The sequence below is a fragment of the Methylacidiphilum caldifontis genome, from assembly GCF_017310505.1.
GTDB classification, from domain to species: Bacteria; Verrucomicrobiota; Verrucomicrobiia; order Methylacidiphilales; family Methylacidiphilaceae; genus Methylacidiphilum; species Methylacidiphilum caldifontis.
On record NZ_CP065957.1, the window covers coordinates 749,840 to 772,011 of the forward strand.

At 41.0% G+C, this 22,172-nt stretch carries 21 protein-coding genes; 15 read left to right on the forward strand and 6 right to left on the reverse strand.

Features of this window, described 5'->3' with window-relative positions; genetic code table 11:
• Nucleotides 1–215: 215 nt before the first annotated feature.
• The 6 genes from IT6_RS03560 to IT6_RS03585 all read left to right on the forward strand — a co-directional run bounded on the left by IT6_RS03560 (nucleotide 216) and on the right by IT6_RS03585 (nucleotide 6,170).
• Nucleotides 216–596, forward strand: coding sequence for a DUF302 domain-containing protein (locus tag IT6_RS03560; RefSeq protein ID WP_206827860.1), 381 nt, complete (start codon nucleotides 216–218; stop codon nucleotides 594–596).
• A gap of 17 nt (nucleotides 597–613) precedes the next feature.
• Nucleotides 614–2,449, forward strand: a complete 1,836-nt coding sequence (locus IT6_RS03565; RefSeq protein ID WP_206827862.1) for a ribonucleoside triphosphate reductase — start codon at nucleotides 614–616, stop codon at nucleotides 2,447–2,449.
• A complete protein-coding gene (locus IT6_RS03570) occupies nucleotides 2,430–3,128 on the forward strand; it encodes an anaerobic ribonucleoside-triphosphate reductase activating protein (RefSeq protein ID WP_206827865.1) in 699 nt (232 codons plus the stop codon). The genes IT6_RS03565 and IT6_RS03570 overlap by 20 nt, the downstream gene beginning before the upstream one ends.
• Before the next feature lie 22 nt (nucleotides 3,129–3,150).
• Nucleotides 3,151–3,585: an SRPBCC domain-containing protein gene (locus IT6_RS03575; protein ID WP_206827867.1), complete on the forward strand. Its 435-nt coding sequence runs from the start codon at nucleotides 3,151–3,153 to the stop codon at nucleotides 3,583–3,585.
• A gap of 151 nt (nucleotides 3,586–3,736) precedes the next feature.
• Nucleotides 3,737–4,603 carry a hypothetical protein gene (locus IT6_RS03580; protein WP_134439442.1) on the forward strand — a complete coding sequence of 289 codons (867 nt, stop codon included), beginning with the start codon at nucleotides 3,737–3,739 and terminating at the stop codon, nucleotides 4,601–4,603.
• A 139-nt stretch (nucleotides 4,604–4,742) separates the two neighbouring features.
• Complete coding sequence (locus tag IT6_RS03585; protein WP_206827869.1) at nucleotides 4,743–6,170, forward strand: amidase; 1,428 nt, start codon at nucleotides 4,743–4,745, stop codon at nucleotides 6,168–6,170.
• Between the two features lie 288 nt (nucleotides 6,171–6,458).
• On the opposite strand, the gene cynS is transcribed toward IT6_RS03585, so the two are convergent.
• A complete protein-coding gene (gene cynS / locus IT6_RS03590) occupies nucleotides 6,459–6,899 on the reverse strand; it encodes a cyanase (RefSeq protein WP_206827870.1) in 441 nt (146 codons plus the stop codon).
• Nucleotides 6,900–6,933: 34 nt separating this feature from the next.
• Nucleotides 6,934–7,962: a DUF6607 family protein gene (locus IT6_RS03595; protein ID WP_206827872.1), complete on the reverse strand. Its 1,029-nt coding sequence runs from the start codon at nucleotides 7,960–7,962 to the stop codon at nucleotides 6,934–6,936.
• Nucleotides 7,963–8,079: 117 nt separating this feature from the next.
• Between IT6_RS03595 and IT6_RS03600 the strand changes: the two genes are divergently transcribed.
• Both IT6_RS03600 and IT6_RS03605 read left to right on the forward strand, forming a co-directional pair.
• Complete coding sequence (locus IT6_RS03600; protein WP_206827874.1) at nucleotides 8,080–9,843, forward strand: GNA1162 family protein; 1,764 nt, start codon at nucleotides 8,080–8,082, stop codon at nucleotides 9,841–9,843.
• Between the two features lie 29 nt (nucleotides 9,844–9,872).
• Complete coding sequence (locus IT6_RS03605) at nucleotides 9,873–10,721, forward strand: tetratricopeptide repeat protein (RefSeq protein ID WP_206827876.1); 849 nt, start codon at nucleotides 9,873–9,875, stop codon at nucleotides 10,719–10,721.
• 9 nt (nucleotides 10,722–10,730) lie between these two features.
• On the opposite strand, the gene IT6_RS03610 is transcribed toward IT6_RS03605, so the two are convergent.
• Entirely contained in the window at nucleotides 10,731–10,994 is a 264-nt protein-coding gene (locus IT6_RS03610; protein ID WP_206827877.1) for a hypothetical protein, read from the reverse strand.
• 95 nt (nucleotides 10,995–11,089) lie between these two features.
• Nucleotides 11,090–11,623 (reverse strand): DUF488 domain-containing protein, encoded by a 534-nt coding sequence (locus IT6_RS03615; protein ID WP_206827879.1) that lies wholly within the window; start codon nucleotides 11,621–11,623, stop codon nucleotides 11,090–11,092.
• Nucleotides 11,624–11,671: 48 nt separating this feature from the next.
• Between IT6_RS03615 and IT6_RS03620 the strand changes: the two genes are divergently transcribed.
• The 5 genes from IT6_RS03620 (at nucleotide 11,672) to IT6_RS03640 (ending at nucleotide 18,150) form a co-directional block, all read left to right on the forward strand.
• On the forward strand, nucleotides 11,672–12,799 hold the full coding sequence (locus tag IT6_RS03620) for a nucleoside hydrolase (protein WP_206827882.1): 1,128 nt from the start codon (nucleotides 11,672–11,674) through the stop codon (nucleotides 12,797–12,799).
• 72 nt (nucleotides 12,800–12,871) lie between these two features.
• Complete coding sequence (locus tag IT6_RS03625) at nucleotides 12,872–14,170, forward strand: FAD-dependent oxidoreductase (RefSeq protein ID WP_206827884.1); 1,299 nt, start codon at nucleotides 12,872–12,874, stop codon at nucleotides 14,168–14,170.
• Nucleotides 14,171–14,172: 2 nt separating this feature from the next.
• The gene (gene preA / locus IT6_RS03630) at nucleotides 14,173–15,480 is read left to right on the forward strand and encodes an NAD-dependent dihydropyrimidine dehydrogenase subunit PreA (RefSeq protein ID WP_206827886.1); all 1,308 of its coding nucleotides are present in this window, start codon (nucleotides 14,173–14,175) and stop codon (nucleotides 15,478–15,480) included.
• A gap of 25 nt (nucleotides 15,481–15,505) precedes the next feature.
• Nucleotides 15,506–16,915: a dihydropyrimidinase gene (gene hydA, locus IT6_RS03635; protein ID WP_206827888.1), complete on the forward strand. Its 1,410-nt coding sequence runs from the start codon at nucleotides 15,506–15,508 to the stop codon at nucleotides 16,913–16,915.
• The gene (locus tag IT6_RS03640; protein ID WP_242524317.1) at nucleotides 16,912–18,150 is read left to right on the forward strand and encodes a Zn-dependent hydrolase; all 1,239 of its coding nucleotides are present in this window, start codon (nucleotides 16,912–16,914) and stop codon (nucleotides 18,148–18,150) included. The genes hydA and IT6_RS03640 overlap by 4 nt, the downstream gene beginning before the upstream one ends.
• Nucleotides 18,151–18,190: 40 nt before the next feature.
• On the opposite strand, the gene IT6_RS03645 is transcribed toward IT6_RS03640, so the two are convergent.
• Together IT6_RS03645 and IT6_RS03650 are read right to left on the reverse strand one after the other, a co-directional pair.
• Nucleotides 18,191–18,853, reverse strand: coding sequence for an energy transducer TonB (locus IT6_RS03645; RefSeq protein WP_242524318.1), 663 nt, complete (start codon nucleotides 18,851–18,853; stop codon nucleotides 18,191–18,193).
• Between the two features lie 377 nt (nucleotides 18,854–19,230).
• Complete coding sequence (locus tag IT6_RS03650) at nucleotides 19,231–20,208, reverse strand: CapA family protein (protein ID WP_134439453.1); 978 nt, start codon at nucleotides 20,206–20,208, stop codon at nucleotides 19,231–19,233.
• 340 nt (nucleotides 20,209–20,548) lie between these two features.
• On the opposite strand from IT6_RS03650, the gene IT6_RS03655 reads away from it, so the two are divergent.
• Nucleotides 20,549–21,295 carry a sulfite exporter TauE/SafE family protein gene (locus IT6_RS03655; RefSeq protein ID WP_134439430.1) on the forward strand — a complete coding sequence of 249 codons (747 nt, stop codon included), beginning with the start codon at nucleotides 20,549–20,551 and terminating at the stop codon, nucleotides 21,293–21,295.
• 509 nt (nucleotides 21,296–21,804) lie between these two features.
• Nucleotides 21,805–22,143 carry a hypothetical protein gene (locus IT6_RS03660; RefSeq protein WP_134439429.1) on the forward strand — a complete coding sequence of 113 codons (339 nt, stop codon included), beginning with the start codon at nucleotides 21,805–21,807 and terminating at the stop codon, nucleotides 22,141–22,143.
• Nucleotides 22,144–22,172 lie beyond the last annotated feature (29 nt).

The following is a 22,172-nucleotide window of genomic DNA, read 5'->3' on the forward strand; positions in this document are numbered from 1 at the left end:
TCCTTTTAATCCAATGGTTGTAAAGTATTAGCTAAAAAAACCAAAATAACTTGCAAGTAAATTTATTGGTTTTGAGCCATTCAAAAAATATTTTTATCAATTTATCATCTTTTTCTATCCAACGATCCAACTATCATGTTCCATCTTGCCCTGTCCTCTCTTCGCTGGAAAATGTAATTGAGCTAGCCTATGTTAATAAAAAAAAGGAGATATTTATGCTTATTACCTTCGAAAGCAAAAAGGAGATCGAAGAACTAAGGAAGTCCCTGGAAATAAATGCCGCAGAAAAAAATTTTGGGGTCATGGGGGTCCATGACATTTCAAAGACGCTAGAAAACAAAGGTTTTCGGTTAGATTACAGATGTCTTATACTAGAAATTTGTTCTCCACGGTTCGCCAAGCAAGTCCTGGAACAGAACCCTGAAGTTTCAACCGCTCTTCCATGCAGAATTGCTGTATACGAACATCAATCTCACAGAGTAGTTGCTACCCTTTCCCCACGGGCAATTGTTGAGTTATTCAAGGCTCCGGGATTATATAAAGTTGCTGAAGAAGTGGAAAACATTCTCAAGGAGATCATGCAAAAATCTATTTAATGAGCTTGCCCTCCCCTATGAACGAATCCTCAACGAAAGAAAACTCAACTGTCACAGAGCTTGTGGATAGCTATCTTTCCAGGTCAAACTGGGAAGTGAAAGAAAACAGCAACATGTCCTATTCTCTTCAAGGACTTAATTTTTATCTTTCATCGAAAATTTCAAGAACCTATTGGTTAGAGAAAATTTATCCGCCCGAAGTCAAAGAAGCCTTCGAAAGAGGTGATTTTCATATCCACAATCTCCAAGTATTGGGAGTCTATTGCATGGGATGGGATCTAGCCGATTTGCTTGAAAAAGGATTCAGGGGTGTAGAAGGCAGGATGGAAAGTGGGCCTCCTCAACATTTCAGCTCCGCTCTAAACCAAATTGTAAACTTCTTTTATACTCTACAGGGAGAGGCAGCCGGCGCACAAGCTTTCTCAAATTTTGACACGCTACTTGCTCCTTTTATCCGTTACGACAACCTGAAGGAACAGGAAATTAGACAACTGCTCCAGCAATTTTTGTTTAATTTAAATGTTCCCACCCGCGTCGGCTTCCAAGCCCCATTCACCAACTTGACCCTAGATTTAAACCCTCCCCATTTTCTACAAAACGAAGCTGTTTTAATCGGGGCTAAAACCAAGAAAGAAACCTATGGAGAGTTCCAAGAAGAAATAGATGTTTTGAACCGGTTATTTTGCGAGACTTTTTTAGAAGGGGATTTTCGGGGTAGGGTTTTCACATTCCCGATTCCGACCTATAACATAACCCCTCAATTTCCCTGGAAGAGTGATTCGACTACAGCGCTTTGGAAAATGACCGCAAAATATGGAATCCCCTACTTTGCCAACTTTATCAATTCGGATTTAAAAGTTGATGATGTCCGAAGCATGTGCTGTCGGCTAAGGCTTGATTTGACGCAGCTTTTACGACGCGGTGGGAGTCTTTTTGGCTCAAACCCCTTGACCGGTTCAATCGGGGTAGTCACTCTCAATCTTCCTCGAATAGGATTTCTTTCAAAAAGCGAATCGGAGTTTTTTGAAAGGCTTCTGGAACTGACGGAACTAGCCAAAATAGCCCTTGAAACCAAAAGGAAAGCTATTGAAAGTTGGATGGAAAAAGGCCTTTATCCCTACAGCAAGTTCTATTTAAAGAATGTTTACCAAAGATTTGGAGCCTACTGGGCAAACCACTTTTCAACCATTGGGGTTATAGGCATGAACGAAGCCTGTTTAAATTTTATCGGTAAAAGCATAGCTGAGCCCGAAGGAAAGGCCTTGGCGATTAAAGTCCTCGATGTGCTCAGAAAGACTTTGCTTAGCTTTCAAAAGGATACTCAAAACTATTATAACCTTGAAGCTACTCCTGCCGAAGCTACAAGCTACCGGCTAGCTCGAATCGACAAGAAAATGTTTCCCAATATTCGTGTTGCCAACGAGGAAGCGGTAAAAAAAGGAGCTGAGCCTTTCTATACGAACTCGACTCAACTGCCAGTTAATTTTACTACTGATCCTTTTGTAGCCTTAGATCATCAGGAAGAACTCCAATGTCGCTATACGGGAGGAACCGTACTTCATTTTTTCCTTGGACAAAAAATAGACGAACCGCTGGCAATCGCTCCTTTTATCCAAACCGTTTGTACAAACTACAAAATTCCCTATTTTACCCTAACCCCCACTTTTTCCATCTGTCCAGAACATGGTTATCTTTCTGGAGAACAGGCTCAGTGTCCACGGTGCGGCAGGCCATGCGAAATATACTCTAGAGTAGTTGGCTATCTGCGGCCTGTTAATCAATGGAACCCAGGAAAACAAGAAGAGTTTAAACTCAGGAAGACTTTTATCCTCAATGAAAATAGGGGGCATTGAACCTTTCAGTCTTATCGATTTTCCTGGAATACCTGCTGCAGTTATTTTCACACAGGGCTGCGATTTTCGTTGCCCTTACTGTTATGTTCCTCAGCTCGTTGTCCCCGAAAGCTATGGTTCTCTATTGGCTGAGGACCAGGTTTTGAATTTTTTAGAATCCCGGAAAGGAAAGATCGAAGGGGTGGTTATAACGGGTGGAGAACCTACCTTACAGCAAGATCTTCTGCCCTTTATTATGCTTATTAAAAAGATGGGGTTTTTAGTTAAACTCGACACCAATGGAAGTCATCCTGAAATAACCGAAAGCTTAATACGAGAACAACTGATCGATTATGTAGCCATGGACTTCAAAGCCCCCCTAGAAAAGTATAGAGAAATGACAAGGTCTTTAATCGATAAGGAGATCATTGCCCGAAGTATCGCTTTGCTTATCCACTCTAACATAGAGTACGAGTTTCGAACAACCGTAGTAAAAGAAGATATCACATTTGAAGATTTTAAAAGGATGGTTGATCAGATCAAAGGAGCTAAAAAATATGTCCTTCAGAAATTTATTCCCAAAGCTCCCCTTGTCGATCCTTCTTATGAAAAGAAACATCCCTTGGATCTTGAAGAAATTGAGAAGTGGAAAAATTATGCCCTAAGCAGGATCAAAAAAGTCATCGTAAGGAATTATTAAGCCTGAACCATAGAAATATTATATGTATGAGATTTACACATCTATCGAAATCGAAGCTAAAAAGGAAGACCTCTGGAATTGTCTTGTAGATTTTCATTCCTATTCAGCCTGGAATCCTTTTTTAAGAAAAATTGGAATAAAAAACCTACGTCCCCATGAATCATTTTGGCTTTTGGTTCAAGCTCCTGCTTCACTACCTGTAATCATGAAAGGGATGATTCTTAGCATCGAGCCACAATCGTTACTTGTCTGGCGTTGTCATTTAATTCATCCTCTTTTGTTAACAGGCATACACAAGCTCGAACTCACTGAAACCGTTCCTTGTCATACCCTTTTTGTCCACACAGAACAATTCCAGGGAATACTACCCCCTTTACTTTGGACAATGATAAAGCCAAGGGTATACAAAGGATTTGAAAGCATGAATAAAGCCCTTAAACAAAAGATCGAGAAATGAAGTTGATCTCCACCTAAATCCCTATTGACCTTTTTTTTCCCTGTTCATATTCAGCCAGCCCGGTTCCAACCCATTGGCTTGGCCAGAAAATTACCAAATATGAGATTAATAGGCACCGATAAAATTTTTGATAAATGATCATTTCCTGCCCATGACAGCATTACTTCTCCCTCTTATTGCAAGCATCATTCAACCTTTAGGTTTTCTCCTTATCAAAAAGGGTACAGACAAACCCTTGCAAGCTCTGTATGCAGCATTGATAACCAATATCTTCTTTGGCTTATTCTCTTTTCCTTTCCTTGTGATTACTCCAAAATCGGGGTGGTTCCTCCCTTCCCTTGCAGCCTTATTAAGCGACCTAGGTCAACTTCTTCTCTTTCTTTCTGTGATAGGTAGTGACGTTTCGGTCATCACCCCGGTCATGGGGACAAAAGTGCTTTTCATAGCCCTCTTAGATTGGTTTTTTGCTAGCCACAAGTTTGATCCTAAACTCGCTCTATCTATTTTCTTCTCCATTCTTGGTTTTTTCCTTTTAAACAAGCCTACATCCAAAAAAATCCTTTTAAATTCCGTAGAAAACAACAAAGGACTATTTTTTGCCGTTGGTTGTTCCTTGCTTTTTGCTTGTTCTGATCTCATCATTCAGAAAGCTTCACATGAACCTTTCTTACCTTTTCTTCTGCGCCTGTATGTCCTTTGTGCTGTTTTTTCTCTCCCTTTTCTCTCTTTTTTTTCTCTCTTTTGGAAACAACCTTCTTTTTTCCCTATCCCCCTCATTTCAGGAAGTCTGATCCAGGGCTTTCAAGGCCTGATTGTCGCTCTGGGTATCCTTTTCAGCGCAAATGCAGCCCAAACCAATATCCTCTATAACCTAAGGGGAATATGGTCTGTATTGATTGTTTGGACTTTAGGTTTTCTGTTTAAAACCGAAGATTCGGTGCAACAAAAGGGAGTTTTTTTCAACAGGGTTGTTGCGGCTTTATCTTTTTTAATTTCAGCGGTCTTCGCTCTTTTATGATTTTTTACTTTGCTATCCCCTGCTTCTTTCTTCTATTGCCAAAAATCCATTTCGAGGAATTGTAGTTTTAAGGCCACCGGCTGTTTCTTTGCACTTTATTCTTTTCGAGATAAATGTTTAAATTGTTTAAAATAATCCCTTGAAAGAACTTTGGAAAAAAAGTGCAACCGAACTTAGCCATTTAATCAGAAACAGGGAAATTTCCCCTGTTGAACTGGTTAATCTTTATGCCGAAAGGATAGAAAAGATCGATCCTTACCTGCATGCTTTTACTTATCTCTCTGTCGAGTCGGCTAAAGAAAAGGCTAAAGCACTCGAAAAAGAAATACTCGAGGGTTCTGTTCTTTCTCCCTTATGCGGTGTTCCTATAGCCATTAAAGAGCATTATGACATCGTTTCTTTGCCCTCAACCCATGGATCCCTGCTTTTCAAGGATTATATTGCCAAAGAAGACCATCTGCTTATCAAAAGGCTTAAGGAAGCCAAGGCTCTTATCCTAGGAAAAACAAACATGCCTGAGTTCGGTTTTAGTGCAGTAAGCCACAACCCCCTGTTTCCAGCAACAAAAAACCCTTGGAACCTCTCGTTAACCGCTGGAGGATCAAGCTCTGGTTCAGCGGCAGCTGTTGCTGCTGGCCTTTGTCCCCTTTCCCTGGGAAGTGATGGAGGGGGCTCAATCCGGATCCCCGCTTCTTTTTGTGGAATTTTTGGCTACAAACCCTCACGGGGAAGGATTCCTTGGCCTATAGGTCGTGGAAGAGATTTTGAAAACTGGGAACTTTTTTCTCATGCTGGTCCACTTTGCCGAACCGTCGAAGATGCAGTTATTTTTTTATCTGTTCTTGCTGGTCCCGATCCTTCTGACCCTTATTCACTTCCACCAGCTGAATTTGGATGGGAAAACTGCTTGAAAGAAGATATAAAAGGCCTAAAGATCGCCTATAGTTTAGATCTTGGGTATGCAAGAGTCGATCCAGAACTCAAGCAGATCATCTCCAAAGCGATAGAACTATTTGAATCGGACTTGGGATGCAAAATTGAGGAAGTTGATCCGGGATGGCCTGATCCCTCTGAAGCCTTTTTGACTTTGGTTTATTTTGGAGCAGACTTAATTGCCTTTCGCAAAGCGATGTCAGAAAACCGGAAGAAAGTTAGCCCTCATATCAGCGATTTTGTAGAACGAAATTTGAAACCAGAAGATTTTTCTTTAGCTTTAAAACGCAGAAGGGAAATCATATACAAAATGAGCAAACTCATGGAAAAGTACGACCTTTTTTTGAGTCCTGTTACTGCTATTGCTCCCTTTGAGCTCTATTTCCAGGGACCCGATTTCATAGCGGGTCATCCTGTCAATCCTCACGTTGGATGGATTCCTTTTACTTACATCATGAACATGACCGGGCAACCCGCCGCTGCTGTTCCTGCAGGATGGACCTCTAAGGGACTGCCCGTAGGCCTGCAGATTGCAGGTAAACATCTTGATGATCTTACTACTCTCAAAGCCTCCTATGCTTTCGAAAAGGTCTGTCCATGGAATGAGAAATGGCCTTCTATTGCCTTTATTTAATTTTAAAAAGTTCAATCCATTATTCTCGACCGCTCCCCGACCTTAGAATATTATCATCGATGCAAGGCTAAAGAGTTTTGCTAACAATTTGCGGTAAGGATTTCGGCGAAGCCAAGCTAACACTTATGCAGGTGGTTGTTTAAAACAGAGATAAACCGATCGGTCTTGGAGCTGTTCGCCAGAATATCTCTCTCTGCCCATAAGCTGAGTTCATAAAAGTGATGAGGGATTGACTCACTCTTTCAAGCTTCAAAAATTAGAACAGTAATCAACCCTTTTTAATGTTTTCTATCCTTTCCTATAGGGAAGAAATTTTCCGTCCATGACGATTCTTACCCGTGGTCCTGAAGCTGTATCTACCCTTTCCAGACTAATGACCATGTCCACGGCACTCATGATTCCATCTCCAAACTTTTCCCAGATAAGTTCACGAACGGCTTCTCCATAAACTCCAAATGCTTCGTAAAATCGGTAAAGAACTGGATCATTGGGAACTTGTTTATCCCAGCTTCTATCCACGCATTTTTGCAATTGAACGGAAATCTCCGGTCCCAACCCAAGAAGAGCACAGATCCGATCTGCCTGTTCTTTTTCCGCTGTAGCCTTTCCCATACAAACAGCGACCAGAAATACAGCAGATATGCCAGTTTGACGGGCGATCTCTTCCCAGGAAAGTTTTTTGCTTTCCTTGGCTTCCTCTATCTTTTCCCAAATTAAATGCCTTTGCATCAAGCGGGCTCCTTTTTTAAACTATTCTAATTCTTTATTCTTCTCCATTAAAATGGGGATTAAAGGAAAGAGCTTTTCCATTTTTTGCCGGAGTTAAGATGCAGTACTCTTTAATCCATGATAAGATAGAAGCCTTGAGATCTTCTCCAGATTTTGTCATCGTATCAAATTTTGTTGCTTCTTCGGTTAATTTTTCAGCTAGTTTTCTTGCATCCCCTTTACCCTTGTACTTTACTTCCTGGCATTCCACAAAGATGTTATTCCATACGGCACGTACGGCTTCCCAAAAAGGACCTGTTTTTTGCATGTATCGAACGGCTGGGCTGAAATCCAGCTTATTCTCTTTCTGGTAAATAATAACCCCTAACTCTCTGGCCAAAGCATGCTCTTTTGAATGATCATAGACCCATTTTTCATTATCCTCCTGCAGTATCCATCCTTGCTGCAAAACGATTTGGTGCATGACCGACTCCATGACGTTATAATCGGAACGCCTTGTTGTTTCCCTTCGAGGAAGAGGTCTCCAAAGCTTATGGGAAATCCATTCTGAATACCCTCCCTCATGAGTCCATTTCCCATAACTGGCATACCGAGGGGCATCATCCACATTCCAGACCGTCTGAACCCAACAGCCTTTTACTTCAGCCGGTTCAAGAACAACCGATCTCCAGCAGTTATCAGCTGTATAACTCCAAAATGTAGCCCTTTCGTAATCCCAATCTTCTCTCCAATGTTTTATCACTATTCCCCGAGAATCAACCAAGAGGTGTTGAAGGCTGATGTGTCGGTCTTTGTCTTCTAGAACAATGACTTTTTCGTATCCTTTAACTGTGTAGGATGGATAAAGGGAATAGGCAGGATATAAAGAGAATATTTCGTTAAACCGGTAAACAACTTTCCAGTTACCTGCCATGGAAAGGATAGCTTTGCGATCTTCAGCAAGAATATCGTTTTTGATGTTCTCTGAATGTAAAGTAATAGGCTCGATTGTGCTTAAAAGGGTAATTAAAGAGAAAAAAACATGAAGCATAAGGAAAGATAATCTCAGCCATAAAAGATTCATAGGAAAGAAAAAGTTTTGCCTTTGGACCGATCAGGGAAAAATAATAATTTAGCCTCGTTCTTGGCCTCAATTTAGGTTATGTTCCATTCTTTGTATAAAAAAGAGTGTTGATTGAGCATGTTTCCAAGAAACGTTATTTTGCAATCCTTTCTCTCTAGTTCTATTGGTTTATTATCTTTCTTTTTTTTCTTTTATCCGCCACTGCCTCTTTTTCTAAGAGCATCTGAAGTTTATTTAACTTCGGCCACAAGATCTACAGCATCAGCCGCAAGCGACCCTATATCGATTGAAGAAGATGATCAGCCCCTTTTTCTCGAAGAAATAGGACAAAGTAGTCATGGTAAAAAACATTGGTATGATTATCTGATTGAAGCCGATCCAGGTTCGTGCATAGTTCAAACTGCTGATGATTACGAACAAAATGTTCCCCAAAAAATTGCCGTTTTACCTTTTTCACTTAAGGGAAGCGCAAAGTTCTCGATTAATGGGTTAAAAATTGACCCTCGAAAAGAAGATCTTCTTGAAAGCTGGAAATGGACTATTGCCCAAAGGGCTAGAAGAGTCTTTCATGGCTTTCTTTCTGCAAGAGAATTTGATGTCATTCCTTTATCCACTATTGATAGTATTCTTTTAAGAAAAAAAATTGGGACCGACTCCGCCCTTAAAGCTTTGAAGCCTGAAATCCTTGGTCAATGGTTGGGGGCGGACTGCCTTGTCTATGGAGAGATCTATCCCTACCAGAGGTTTTATCTTGTTATGGGCAGCGGGATTCGTATTAAAATGTCCATAAAAATCGTTTCTTCAAAAACAGGAAAAGTGCTCTTGAGTGGCAGTGTCAACCGAAATTATTTGGATATTAACCCACGGTTTGATCCCGTTGATATTGCTGTATCCTCGGTTTTGACCCTCTCAACTTTAAGAGATATTAATTTAAGAAGGGCTGAAGATGAAGCTTGCAGGGAACTGGCTTTAAGGATTCCCCTATCACCCAGAAAAGCCTATCCTGTACTTCCTGAAAAAGAAAACTCTTTTCCCAAACCGTTAGCCTTAAGAGAAAATGAATCCTTGGTTAAAACCGATGAGCAGGCTCAAGACAACCCCCCCGAGAGTTGCTATACTGAACCTCCAAAGGCTTGGGCGGTTACCGAAAAAAAATCTGAGCTTCAAAGATTCTTTCTCCCTGAACAACATTTCATTGAACATAGCAAGAAAAAAAAAGTGGATTATCTTCTAGATGTCGATCCTTCACATTTTAAATGCAGCACATCGGCTTTCTTGATGATTGAACAACCTATGAAGTTCGCTATTCTTCCTTTTATTGATGATGCAACCAAAGGGAAATTTGTTATTAATGGAATTCCCCTTTCATTGAGATCAAAAGAAAGAAGAGCACAAATGCGTTGGACCATTGCCAACAGGTTACGTCGAGGTATAGCCTGTTACCTTGCTCAAAGGGATTGGGAAATTCAAAGCCTGGACCTTACGGATAACATTCTAAAAGCTCATGGATGGAAGAAGGCTTCGGACATGCTAAAAACGGATCCCACCACTCTAGGAGATTGGCTGGGTGTCGATTGCGTGGTGTATGGCCGGGTTTCGTCGATGATGTCGATATATGCTTTAATGTATTCAGCCTGTAGAGTAGGTATCGAGGTCAAACTGGTTTCAACTAAATCTTCAAAAAGTCTTGTTGAAGTTTCAGGCAGTCGCACAGAGTCCTCTTTTGCTCCCGCCTTAGATCCTCTAGATATTGCGGTTTCCTCTGTTACTACCGCCCTTCTAATCAGGGATGTAACCTTTAAAAGGGCAGAAGACGAAGTATGCCGAGAAATTGTTGCTCGCATTCCCTCAACATATAAAGAAAACAACAGAACCAACTGATCAGATTTCTTTTTTCATTAAATACTCTTATGAAAAGCCCTTTTAACCCCTTTATTTTTTTCACCCGTTTTGTTTTGTTTTTCTCTCTTTTTACAAGAGCTTTTGCGCTCTCTAAGGAAGGTGAAGTGGAGAAGTCGGCTCTTAATCAACCAGCAGGCAAAGAAGAATTTTCTTTATCTCCTTCAATCAGACCAAGTCAGCTTAAAAAAACTGATCCTTTTTACAAGAAACTTTCGATTACAGAACAAAAAAAAGCGTTTTTCGAAAAAGCCCTGATTTTGGAAAAGGACCAACATTGGGAGGAGTTAAACAGGCTTTCAAAAAAATGGATCCAAAGCTTTCCTCAAGAAGCAGCTGCACATTTTTTTCTAGGCCTCTCTTATGAAAACCTTGGCCATTATCGCAAGGCCATTAAAGAATACAAGGAAGCGGTAAGACTTAAAGAAGATTTTCCCAAGGCTTGGTGTAATCTTGGTAGCGCTTATGCCTATCTAAAAGACTATTCCAAAGCCACTGAAGCTTTAGAGAAAGCTTTGAAAGAATATCCAGATTTTGCTAGAGCATGGTCAAACCTCGGTGCATGCTACATTATGCGTGGATACTACGCAGAGGCTATCGAAGCCTTGAAGAAAGCTACAAGGCTAAAACCTGATCTAGCTGATTCCTGGTGCAACCTGGGAACCGCATACGGAGAGATAAAAGCCTATGATAAAGCGATAGAGTCCATGCAGAGGGCGACACAACTCAAAGCCGATTATCTTGAAGCGTGGTATAACCTAGCGAAGCTTTACGGCATCATGAATAACATTCAAAAAAAAGCTGAAGCTGAACAAAAGATTCAGGCAATCATTGCAAGAAGAACTCATCCCTCGCCATAAGAGGCAAATTTACTTTTTGGATTGTGCAGAATGCCTTTTTGATTTCAAGGATTTCTTTTCCTTTTTAGGCGGACCATACACCACCTCTTTGAGTTCTCCCACAGTTACTTTGCCTCTAGGCACTGGTTGTGTTTCGATCAATTCCTGTCCTCCCTGAACGGGAAGTATCGTTAGCCTATATCCTTTAGGAGTCTTGACTAAAGCAGCAAAAGAAACACCAAGCAGCGAAAAAAAGAAAAGACAACTCACAACAAATATTGGCTTACAGTCCATTATTGTAAAAACTACTTTTGTTTTTATCAAAATCCAACAAATAAGTCATGAAAAGAGGAGGGCAATCTAAAAAAAATTTAGCGAAGAAGACCAACTTATGATCTTTTTGCTTCCTCTCGCTTGGGATAGATAATGACTCCATCTACAAGCTTACACCAAGGAGTAAGCTCATGTTTTTTTTCTTTTCCCATTGGGAAGATGTGGAAAACACTAATGGCTTGCACAGTGAGGGCATCGGAGATTAAAAAGCGGTGGCATCGCCAGGGCAGAGTTTCAGCGCACATGATGGCTACATTTTTTTCCTTTGCTTTCTCAATGATACATTTGATAGCCCTTGCAAAACTTTCCGTGGCCATATAATCGGCAAATCCCCTGAAACTGTCATTTTGCCATCCTTCATTAACCGAATCTTTCTTAGGATGCCTAAATCCCCCAGCCTCAGCTAAATGACTATAACCGATGGCCTCTTTTTCAAGAGCAACTTTCAAATTTTCCTTATTAAATTGGGGATTATGCAATGACCGCGGAACGGACCGGACGTCATACAAAAAATTAATTCCTGCAGTTTTCAACTCACCAATAAATTCTTCTATGGATTTTGTACCATGCCCGATCGTTTTGATTATCATTTCAGTACAATGTAACTCTTAGTTTTTCTAAAAACTACTCATAAGCTTATGCAGAAACAAATTTCTAGCTCCTCCTTTCAGAAGCGGATAAAACCTTTTCTTTGTACTTTATTAATCCTGATTTTTTTATCTCAATTTATGGAAGGCAAAGAACTTGTGATCATTGATCAAGATGGAGCTGGCCCTGGTGGGACAGATATGCAATCGTTGTTATTAGCCTTAGAAATCCCTCAAATCGAAATTCTAGGTATAATTATCACAAGCGGGGATTGCTGGAGAGATGAGGGTCTTTTACATACCCTAAGGCTTCTGGAGATTGCAGCCAAACCCTCCGTTCCAGTTATCCCCGGAGCTGTTTACCCTCTTGTTAATTCAAAGAAAGAAACATTATTAAGAGAAAAACTCTTCGGAAAACTTTTCTATAAGGGCGCATGGAACAGCCAATATAATGGTCGGAATAGCCATCCGCCACTTTTCTATTATGAAGACCCATTTCAACCTCCGGCTCCCATAGAAGGCATGCCATCGGTCAAAAAAACTCAAGCCAACGCCGTCGATTTTCTCATCCAGTCAGCAAAGAATCACCCATCTGAAATAACCCTTGTTGCTCTAGGGCCGATGACCGACATCGCTTTGGCTTGTAGACTTTATCCCGAATTTCCAAAACTCATAAAAAAACTCGTTTTTATGGGAGGAAGTTTTAACCCTGTAACGAGCGATCCTGAATGGGCCGAAAATCCCCGTTTCGAATTCAATTTCTTTTGGGATCCCGAAGCTGCTCACATCGTTTTAACAAGTCCTTGGAATGAGATCGAAGGCTATCCGGTGGATATTGGCCTTGACACCGTGATGAACGAAGAACTGATCGAGGCATTCGATAAACAAAAATCTAATATCAGCCAATATATAAAAAAATATGCCTGGAAGAATCAACCCATGTGGGATGAAATCGCTGTAGCTTGCTGGACAAATCCCTCTTTAATAGTTAAAAAAACAGCACTGTTTGTGGATGTGGATATATCCCATAGTGCAAGCTATGGTAACACGATCAGCTGGCAGCCTGGGTTAGAACCAGATTGGAAAGAAAAAAAGCTACAAATCATCAAAAAGATTGATAGATTAAGGTTTTATCGTTATTTTATCGACACATTGCAATCCCAAGACAGTCAAAAATAAACGGGTTTTTCTTTCCTGAGCGGTCAACGAGTTAACCGATGCAAAAATTTTTACAAAAACTCTAAAACAAAAATGGAAATAATCCAAGAATCTGTTTCCTGTCTTTCCCTTGCCCAAGCAATATCTGAAGCCAGTCGCTGTCTTTACTGTTGGCATCCACCTTGCGTTTTAAGCTGCCCTACGGGTATTGAAATCCCCAAGTTTATCAAGAGGATTGAAACAGAAGATATGAGAGGGGCAGCTGCGGTGATTTTGAAAGACAATATTCTTGGCGGAACTTGCGGAAGGGTCTGCCCTGTAGAAGAACTTTGCGAGAAGGCCTGTGTTCTTAATCAGTTGGAACAAAGACCTGTTTCAATTGGAAAGCTCCAACGCTTTGCCATCGATTCGTTCTTGACCCATCATCATTTCAAACCCAGGGTCAAGCTGCCTTCGAAGCAAAAGGTGGCCATCATCGGTTCAGGCCCTGCAGGACTTAGCTGTGCTGCCACTTTAGCCAAGGCAGGGATTGAAGCCTGCATTTTTGAAAAAAAAGAGTTGCCTGGTGGTCTTTCCACTTATTGTATTCCGTCCTTCCGTGAACCACTCGAAGTAGCCTTAAGAGAAGTCGAAGAAATTCAAAACCTGGGCGTAGAGATTCAAACCAAAAAAGAGCTGGGCAGGGATATCGAACTAGAAGGGCTACTCAAAGAGTTCGAAGCCGTATTTTTAGCCACCGGGTTAAGTGGGAGTCCAAGATTAGGAATGGCCCATGAAGAATATTTCTTAGATGCACTCCAGTTCCTTTCCCTGGCTAAACTCAATCCTCTCTCCCTTTCTTTTTGTAAGCATATAGTGATTATAGGGCTAGGGAACAGCGCTATTGATTGTGCCCTTGTTGCCAAAAAAATAATCAAGGCTAATGTCTCTATTATTTATAGAAAAAGGCTTGAAGAATCCCCTGCTTATCCAGCAGAGATAGAAAAGTTGATGAAAGAAACCATTAATATTCAAACTCAATCGACTGTTACTGCTGCAGTCATTGAAGAAAACCGGCTGATTGGGGTTTACTGCAGTCAATTAGATGATCCTGGTTGCTTTGACAAAAGAAGGAGATTAAAAGAAAAAAAGGAGTTTTTTCTCCCCGTCGATCTCGTTGTTCGTGCTACAGGCCAGCAAAAACCCTTTTGGTTACAGAAAATGCATATCGAACTGGATGAAAAGGGATTCATCAAGGTCAACGAAAAGTACGAAACTTCTGTGCCTAGGGTATATGCCGGTGGAGATTGTATCCGCACCCATGGCCTATTCTCCACTGTCCATGCAGTAGAAGATGGGAAAAGGGCTGCATTTTATATTGCACAATCTTTTCAAAAAAAGGTTTTTGTCTAGTTATGATCGACCTCTCGATTAATTTTGCAGGAATCCATAGTCCCAATCCTTTTTGGCTAGCCTCTGGACCGCCAACCAATAGCGCTAAGCAAATCCACGAAGCTTTTGAAGCAGGATTCGGTGGAGCGGTATGGAAAACGATTGGGGCAAAAGTAATTAACGTTTCCAATCGGTATGCTCTCTATAAGAGAGGCAACAAAATCCTGGGCATGCATAATCTTGAACTGATTTCAGATCGGCCCCTTTCAATCAATCTTAAAGAAATTCAAGAAATCAAAAAACTATGGCCAAGACGGGCTCTAATCGTATCTATCATGGAAGAATATGATCGCAAAAAATGGGAAGAGCTCGCCCTGAAAGTGGAAGATACTGGAGCCGATGGTATTGAACTTAACTTCGGCTGTCCCCATGGAATGCCTGAAAGAGGAACAGGCAGCAAAATTGGTCAAGATCCAGCTCTTTGTGCAGAAGTTACTTCCTGGGTAAGAAGGGTAAGCTCTTTACCCCTTATTGTCAAACTCACCCCCAACGTCACGGATATCAGGCGTACAGCACAGGCTGCGCTCTTGGGTGGAGCATCAGCCTTAAGTTTGATTAACACCGTTGAATCCCTAATGGGAGTAGACATCGATACCTTTGAAGTTTTGCCTAATATTGGAGCTAAGAGTAGTCAGGGAGGTTACTCGGGAGAAGCAATTAAGCCTATTGCCCTTAATTTGACTGCAAAAGTTGCTTCTATGGAACAGGTGCAAAGCAACCGCATACCTATTTCTGCAATGGGGGGCATATCAAATTGGAGGGATAGTGTCGAATTTTTACTTCTTGGGGCAACTTCTTTACAAATCTGCACAGCGGTCATGCTAAAGGGGTTTAGAATTATAGAGGAGCTGCTTTCTGGACTTAAAAATTGGATGAGATCCAAAGATTTTAGTACTCTTTCTGAATTCAGGGGAAAATCTCTTTGTAAAGTTGTCCCTTTTTCAGAACTTGACACTACTTTTAGAACAGTTGCCCGAATCAATACGCAGAAATGCATCGGTTGCAATCTCTGTTATGTCGTTTGCGATAATAGTGCTCATCAATGCATCGAGTTGGATGAAAATGACGCTCTTGCTTCTGGGCAAGCCCATTTGAAAGAGAAAAATAGGCATTTTCCTCAAGTCAAGGAACAGGATTGTGTTGGTTGTGCCTTATGTTACCACGTTTGCCCTGCTGATTCCTGTATAGAGTTGATCATGGCCAATCCGATCGAAAAAAAGACCGCAGGCAATGAAACCAGTCCAACAGCTTTAGCTGCAAGTCTTTTCTAAGATAAAACAAAGAGGGATCATTCTTATGGAAACTGTCATCAAGAATGCCAGGGTTGTTACTGGAGATGGCATTCTAGAAGGAATAGAGGTGGGAATAGAAAATGGCAAAATTGCAGCGTTAGATAAAAACCTTTCCGGCCAAAAAATAATCGATGCCCAAGGAAAATATCTTATTCCAGGAGGAATCGATGTTCATACCCATCTGGATACTTTTTTTGGAGGGATGCAAACCGCTGACGATTTTACTTCAGGTCATCTTGGAGCCATTGCAGGGGGAACAACGACTCACCTTAATTTCTGTTTTCCCGAAAGAGGGCAAAGCCTAATCGAGGCTTTGTCCTACTGGATCAATAAGGCTCATGGTGATGCTTTAATCGACTATGGGTTTCATGCGGTAATCCAAGATGAGAGTCATCTGCAAGAACTCCCGCAGCTTATTGAAATGGGCATAAGCAGCATAAAATGCTTTTTGGCCTATAAGGACAAACTGCAAATTAATGACGAACTTTTTTATAAAACCGTTGAAAAGGCAAAGGAACTAGGAATTGTAACAATGGTTCATGCCGAAAATGGAACCCTCATTGATTACCTGGTTAGAAAAGCAATGGCTCATCAATGGATCTCGCCACTCTTTCATGCTAAAACTAGGCCCCCGGAATTTGAAGCTCAGTCTATCCATTTCGCTGCAACCGTTGCCTCTGTCCTCAGAGCTCCCCTTTATATTGTTCATCTCAGTTCTAAGCAGGGGCTAGAAGAAGTTATCCGGGCAAAGCGCTCAGGCACTTTTCTCTGGACAGAGACCTGTCCTCAATACCTTTTTTTCACCGAAAAAGATCTTCAAAGAAAGGGAAAATCTGCCGGGCTCGAAGATTTTGAAGGGGCTAAATGGATCTGTTCTCCTCCTTTAAGAAAAGAAGAAGATCGGAATGCACTCTGGGACGGCCTTTTTTCGGGAACAATTGATGTGGTGTCCTCTGACCATTGTTCATTTCATTTCATAGGTCAAAAAACACGAGGGTTAAAAGATTTTTCTAAAATTCCAAGTGGTGTCCCAGGGATAGAAGAACGGATGATCCTCCTTTTTTATTATGGCTGCATGAAAAGAAAGTTGCCCCTCGAGCGGTTTGTACTCTTAAACTCTGAACTTCCAGCAAGGATTTTTGGCTTGGATGGTATAAAAGGAAAAATCGCTGTTGGTTACGACGCCGATGTTGTCATATGGGATCCCCAAATCAAGAAAACTTTGTCAGTCCATTCCCACCATATTCGCTTAGACTACAATCTCTACGAAGGTTTTTACATCGAAGGCGGACCAGAAATGGTGATGCTCCGCGGTCAAATTATTTATAACAACGGCCAATTTTATGTTAAAAAAGCTAACGGCCAGTTCCTTTTTCGATCTCCCCCTTCGATACTCAACTGCCCTACACCATGATGCAACTCGATCCTAAAAGAACAATATCCGCACTCCGGGAACTCAGAGCCTTAACCGAAAACAACAAAGGAGCCCAGAGAGTCGCTTTTAGCCCAACTTGGCAAAAAGCAAGAGATTGGTTTCTCAACCAACTTCGGGATCTTCCCTGTCATATTCGAATGGATGAGGCGGGTAATCTATGGGTTAAAATCAAGGGTAAAAGCCCAAAAGAACTTTGGATCGGAGGGCATCTTGATTCGGTTCCAGCAGGAGGATGGCTTGATGGAACCTTTGATCTGCTTGCAGGCTTAGAAGTGCTAAGAACCTTCGGGAAGAGCATTCCTCCTCTAACCCTCTGCTTGGTGGATTGGGCTGATGAGGAAGGAAGCCGATTTGGAAGAAGTCTTCTAGGATCCAGTGCTGTGTCGGGAAGTCTGAAAAAAGAAGAGATATTTTCTTTAAAAGATAGCTCTGGGATTTTTCTTTGCGATGTCCTAAGTGATTATGGGCTCGATCCAGAAAAAGTTACTGAAGCCTCAAAGCAAAAGATTAACGCAGCAGCCTATCTGGAAGTGCACATCGAACAGGGGCCTGTGCTCGAAAATTTATCCTTACCTCTTGGAGCTGTCATAGGCACCGCGGGGGTTATAAGGCAGCGGTTGATTTTTAATGGAATTTCAAATCACTGTGGTTCTACTCCGATGGATCTTAGGAAAGATGCCTTGGTAGGTGCTTCTCGACTGATCCTGTTCCTGCGCAGTGTAGCCTATAGATACAAAGGAGTAGCCACGGCAGGATGTTGCGAGATCGAACCGGGAGTGGTAACCGCGATTCCCGGTATCTGTCGGTTGACTATCGATCTGCGTAATTTAAACAAAACGAACCTTGAAAAGATGTGGAACGAAACATTTGCCGAGGCGCAAAGGATCGTTCAAGAAGAAGGATTATCGTTGGACTGTGAGAACCTTATGCAGATTGATCCTGTTTTGTTTCATCCACAACTGGTAGAACTCTGTAAGCAGTCCATACTCGAAGTAGTGCCTCAAGTCCATACAATGGGATCTGGACCACTCCATGATGGGACTGAAATGGCCAAAGCGGGTATACCTTCAGCTATGATGTTTGTCCAGAGTAAAGGGGGAATATCCCATAATCCAAAAGAAGACTCCGATCTTGAACACCTTGAGTTGGCTGTTATCGCCCTAGAGAAATGGGTAAAAAAGACAATCGATTGGATAGTTCAGTCATACCCTTAAAAATAGTCTTTTAAGAATATCCCTTCGTTAAATTCCCTTTTTATTGCTGACCTTGGACCGAAAGAGAAAGCTGTTTTTTTGGGTAATGTTTGATGTGGAACTGAACAGGAATGATCACTTGCGAGGCTATCGGGGTGTTCCCTTTCCTTGCGGGATGGAGCTTCCACCTTCTTACAGCATTTAAAGCCATGGAGTCAAGCCCTTGATCCCCGGAGGATTTATAAAGACGTACAGATTTGACATGGCCTGTATGGGACACATCAGCTAAAATGTAAGATACCCATGTTTTTTTGGGTACAGCATGATGGTCAGAAGAGGATCTTGGATTCATTGAAGAAGCGAACCGAACGCAAATGATCTTCTTTCTTATCGATTGATCACCGGCTTTCTTGGAAGAAAATTTCCACTGTTTTGCCGAAAACAAGGCGGTTTCATCAAGATCTGGATATCCCGAAGATTTGTAAATCTTGGCTGATTTTATCCCTCCATCTGGATAAATTTCAACTTGGATATACACTTTGCGATTTTCTCTTCTCCTATGTCTTGTCCATTGATAATCGCTGGAATCATTGGAATTTTCGAATCGAGATCTGCTACTTTGGGAGTTATCAGCCCTAAGGGGGATAAATGATAACCCAAAGAGAATAAGGGAAAAAAGCAAAATTACTTTAAAGTCGTATTTCTTTTCCAATGGGTTTAACAAGATGAGATATTCTAAAGCACTAAATATAAATATTAATTGAAAATAAAATATGAATTTTTGTTTTTCTAGGCAAGCTGAATAAAGTTTTAATCTTTTTTATGAAAGAAATATTTTTGCTTTGAAACGTTTCTTCGTTTCTTTCTGATAACGACTGGAAGGAAAAAACTAAAGAACTCAAAGAGTGAGTTTGATGCCAAAACCCATATCTTGATGCCTAAAGGGCTTAGGGCAAGTTCCACCGGGAGTAAATCCTATAGTGAAGAAGACACTGTGGCCGTCGTCACAAGATGGCGGATAAACCGGCCAAGTTGAAGCAGAGCTTGAGCTTTCAACCTGTTTGGAAAGGTTCGAACAGGCCTGATGGAAGGGATCAATCTTTACACTTTTATCAAGCAATAGTCCTTTTCCTTTTCCCAATGAACCTCCGTTCCCAAAACGCTACATAAAGAAATCATTCTTTCAATGATTTGCTTAGCTTCCCTACCTTTAGCCCTTTGCGCTCTAAAATTATCTATCCGTACGGGGTAAAGCCAAAGTGATAATACCTTTTTTCTTTCTATTCTTATCAGAAATACAAAACTCCAGTCATTTCGGAAGTAGGGATCTACTGCATAATCATCGATAAAATCACCACATGAATAGAGAATCATCCCTCCATGAAAAACTTCAACAGCTCGAAAAACATGTGGAGAATGACCAAATACCAAGTCTGCCCCGCTATCTATCAATCGGTGAGCAAAATCTATATGCTCTAAAGGGACTTCAAATCCCCAGTTCGAACCCCAATGAGCCGAAACAATGAGAAAATCTACCTTCGATTTCGTTTTTTTGACCAGTTTAAAAAGCCTCTGTGCCCTGGGATCATCCAACACGACTGGTACATAATGGATACCTCCTGCTCTTTCAGTAGCTTCCCAGGAAGGTTCATTATCGGTAAAGGCCAGGAAACCAATCCTAAATCCATGAACATCATCTATGGCCGGTCGGCTGCATTCAGCTAAATTCATTCCAGCCCCGCTATGGAGTATTCCTGCCGCATCAAGGCTGTCCAGCATTTCAGCCAAAGCTTCTGTTCCATAATCAAGGACATGGTTATTCGCTAAAGATACCATTCTTATGCCAGCCTCTTTTAGCACTTCAATGTTCTTTAGTTGCGACCTGAACCGGAAAGTTTTTGGAGGAAGACCTTGGGGTTCGGGCAGATCGGTAAAAACACATTCCAAATTGCATCCTTTCCAATCTGAACACCGCAATAGTGGTAGAAGATCTCCCCACGGATAAGAAAAAGCTTCTTTTTCCAACACTTCGTTGAGAAGTCGTCCCAGCATCACATCGCCCACAAGAATAATCCTCATCACCATTTCACAACCTAAAAAAAGATCGATTCTTATAAAAGCTTACCCGACACAGCCTTTTTTTCGATATATTTTCTCTATCTAATGAACCCATAAAAATAAATTTTTTGAATTTAAAATTTAAATATGCTGAACGTCTTAAGCCTTACACAAGGAGTTAGGGAATTTTAATAAATAAAAGCTCTTTTTTTACTTTTTAATTCAGTTTGAACAGAACTTTCTCTTTTCGATCTAACCTAAAAATTGCTGTTATATAGGGGTTTAATCACTAAACCTTATAAAAATAATTGCTATGGAGGGGGAAAATAATAATCAATATTCACTATAGAATTAATAGAGAATGAAATTTTACATCGTTGGGTTTTTCGTTGCTTTTCTTATAGGGTTAACAGGCGTGGGAGGAGGGACGCTGACCGTTCCCGTGCTCATTATGCTTGGCATTGAACCTTCGATAGCCGTTGGCATTTCCCTTGGGTTTTCTGCCCTGATTAAAATTCCTAGTTCCATAGTCTATTTTTTTAAAGGACATATCGAAAAAAAAACGTTATTTTATCTTTCAGCGGGGGGGATTCCCGGGGTTATTTTAGGTTCGCTACTTTTGGGTAATATTTACAAGCACGATAAGCTTCGCTCCCTAATCCTTCTTATGATCGGGCTAACTCTGGTCATCTCCTCCCTAGTCAACCTATGGCACACCCTCAAAGATTACAGACCCACAACCAATAAGTATGCCATTCTATTGCCTCTGTTTGCTTTTTTAATCGGTTTTGAAGTAGGGACATCTTCTTCTGGGGCGGGAGCCTTAGGTACGCTTTTACTGTTGAGTCTAACGACTTTGAGTCCAAGTGACGTGGTGGGTACTGATATCACTTTTGGACTTATTCTATCCCTTATCGGGGGTGGGATTCATCTTTTTCAAGGATTAAGCGATACCAATATCATAGTTAAAATGGTTACAGGTGGAATTTTTGGAGCCATAGGAGGAGCGTTTGCCTGTATAATCTTTCCTAAGAAACCAGCACGAATTTTTCTTTTGCTCTGGTTGATTTTCGTCGGTTCCATGCTTTTTATAAGATCGCTTCGATAAAGGATATAGATCGATTGTTTATCTTCTGTATTCACTTTAATGTTGATCTCTCATTCCTCAAGACAATGAAGGCTATCCTCCAAGAGAACATTTATTTTACAAAACAACCTTAGAACTAGGCCTGAAAGTGGGGACACATTAATCTAAGTACGGCTAACAGGGTAAGAAGAAAAATTTTCCTTCAGTCCAATCCATTTAACAGGATCTAACAGCTCATCGTCGATTCTTTTAGCTCTACAAACCTCGCTCAACTACCCCTATTCCTATCTCTCGTAAGCATAAAATACCCTAGCTTAATCAATCTTTATTTTCTATTCATCAACAATATCAAGGATTATACCGCAAAAAGTAGCGTTCTTATCCTGCTATGTTTATTGAAAAAATCACCAACCCTTTTTCTCTTGACTCATCAAGATTAAAATAAGCCACCGGCCTTCATAAACTTGTTTCCATCTCCCTGTTTATGTGATATTCTTTAAAAGAGCCAATACCTTAACCTTGAGGTAGTTATGAAAAAATTAAAAAAAGTCTTTCCTATAACAGCAACTCTGCTTTGTTGGGCTTTTGCCATGACTGGGAAAGCACAAACCACCCCTTCGAGTTCACAATCCACACAAAATCAAATCCAAGGGGCAACAAGTTCCTCTGATCAAACCAAAAAAGAAGCGACAAAGACTGCCAAAACAAAACTCGACAGGTCAGGAACAACGGTCAGTAGAAAAACAAAAAAGTCGAAGCGAATGGCAAAGAAAGAGAAAAAAGGCTTTGGGCATGAAGTGGAAAAGTCCTTCAAAGATGTTGGCGGAGAAATGGAAAAGGGCTTTACGGGAAAAAGAACGATAAAGTAAACCTTTTTCACCCTTAAATATCATTATAG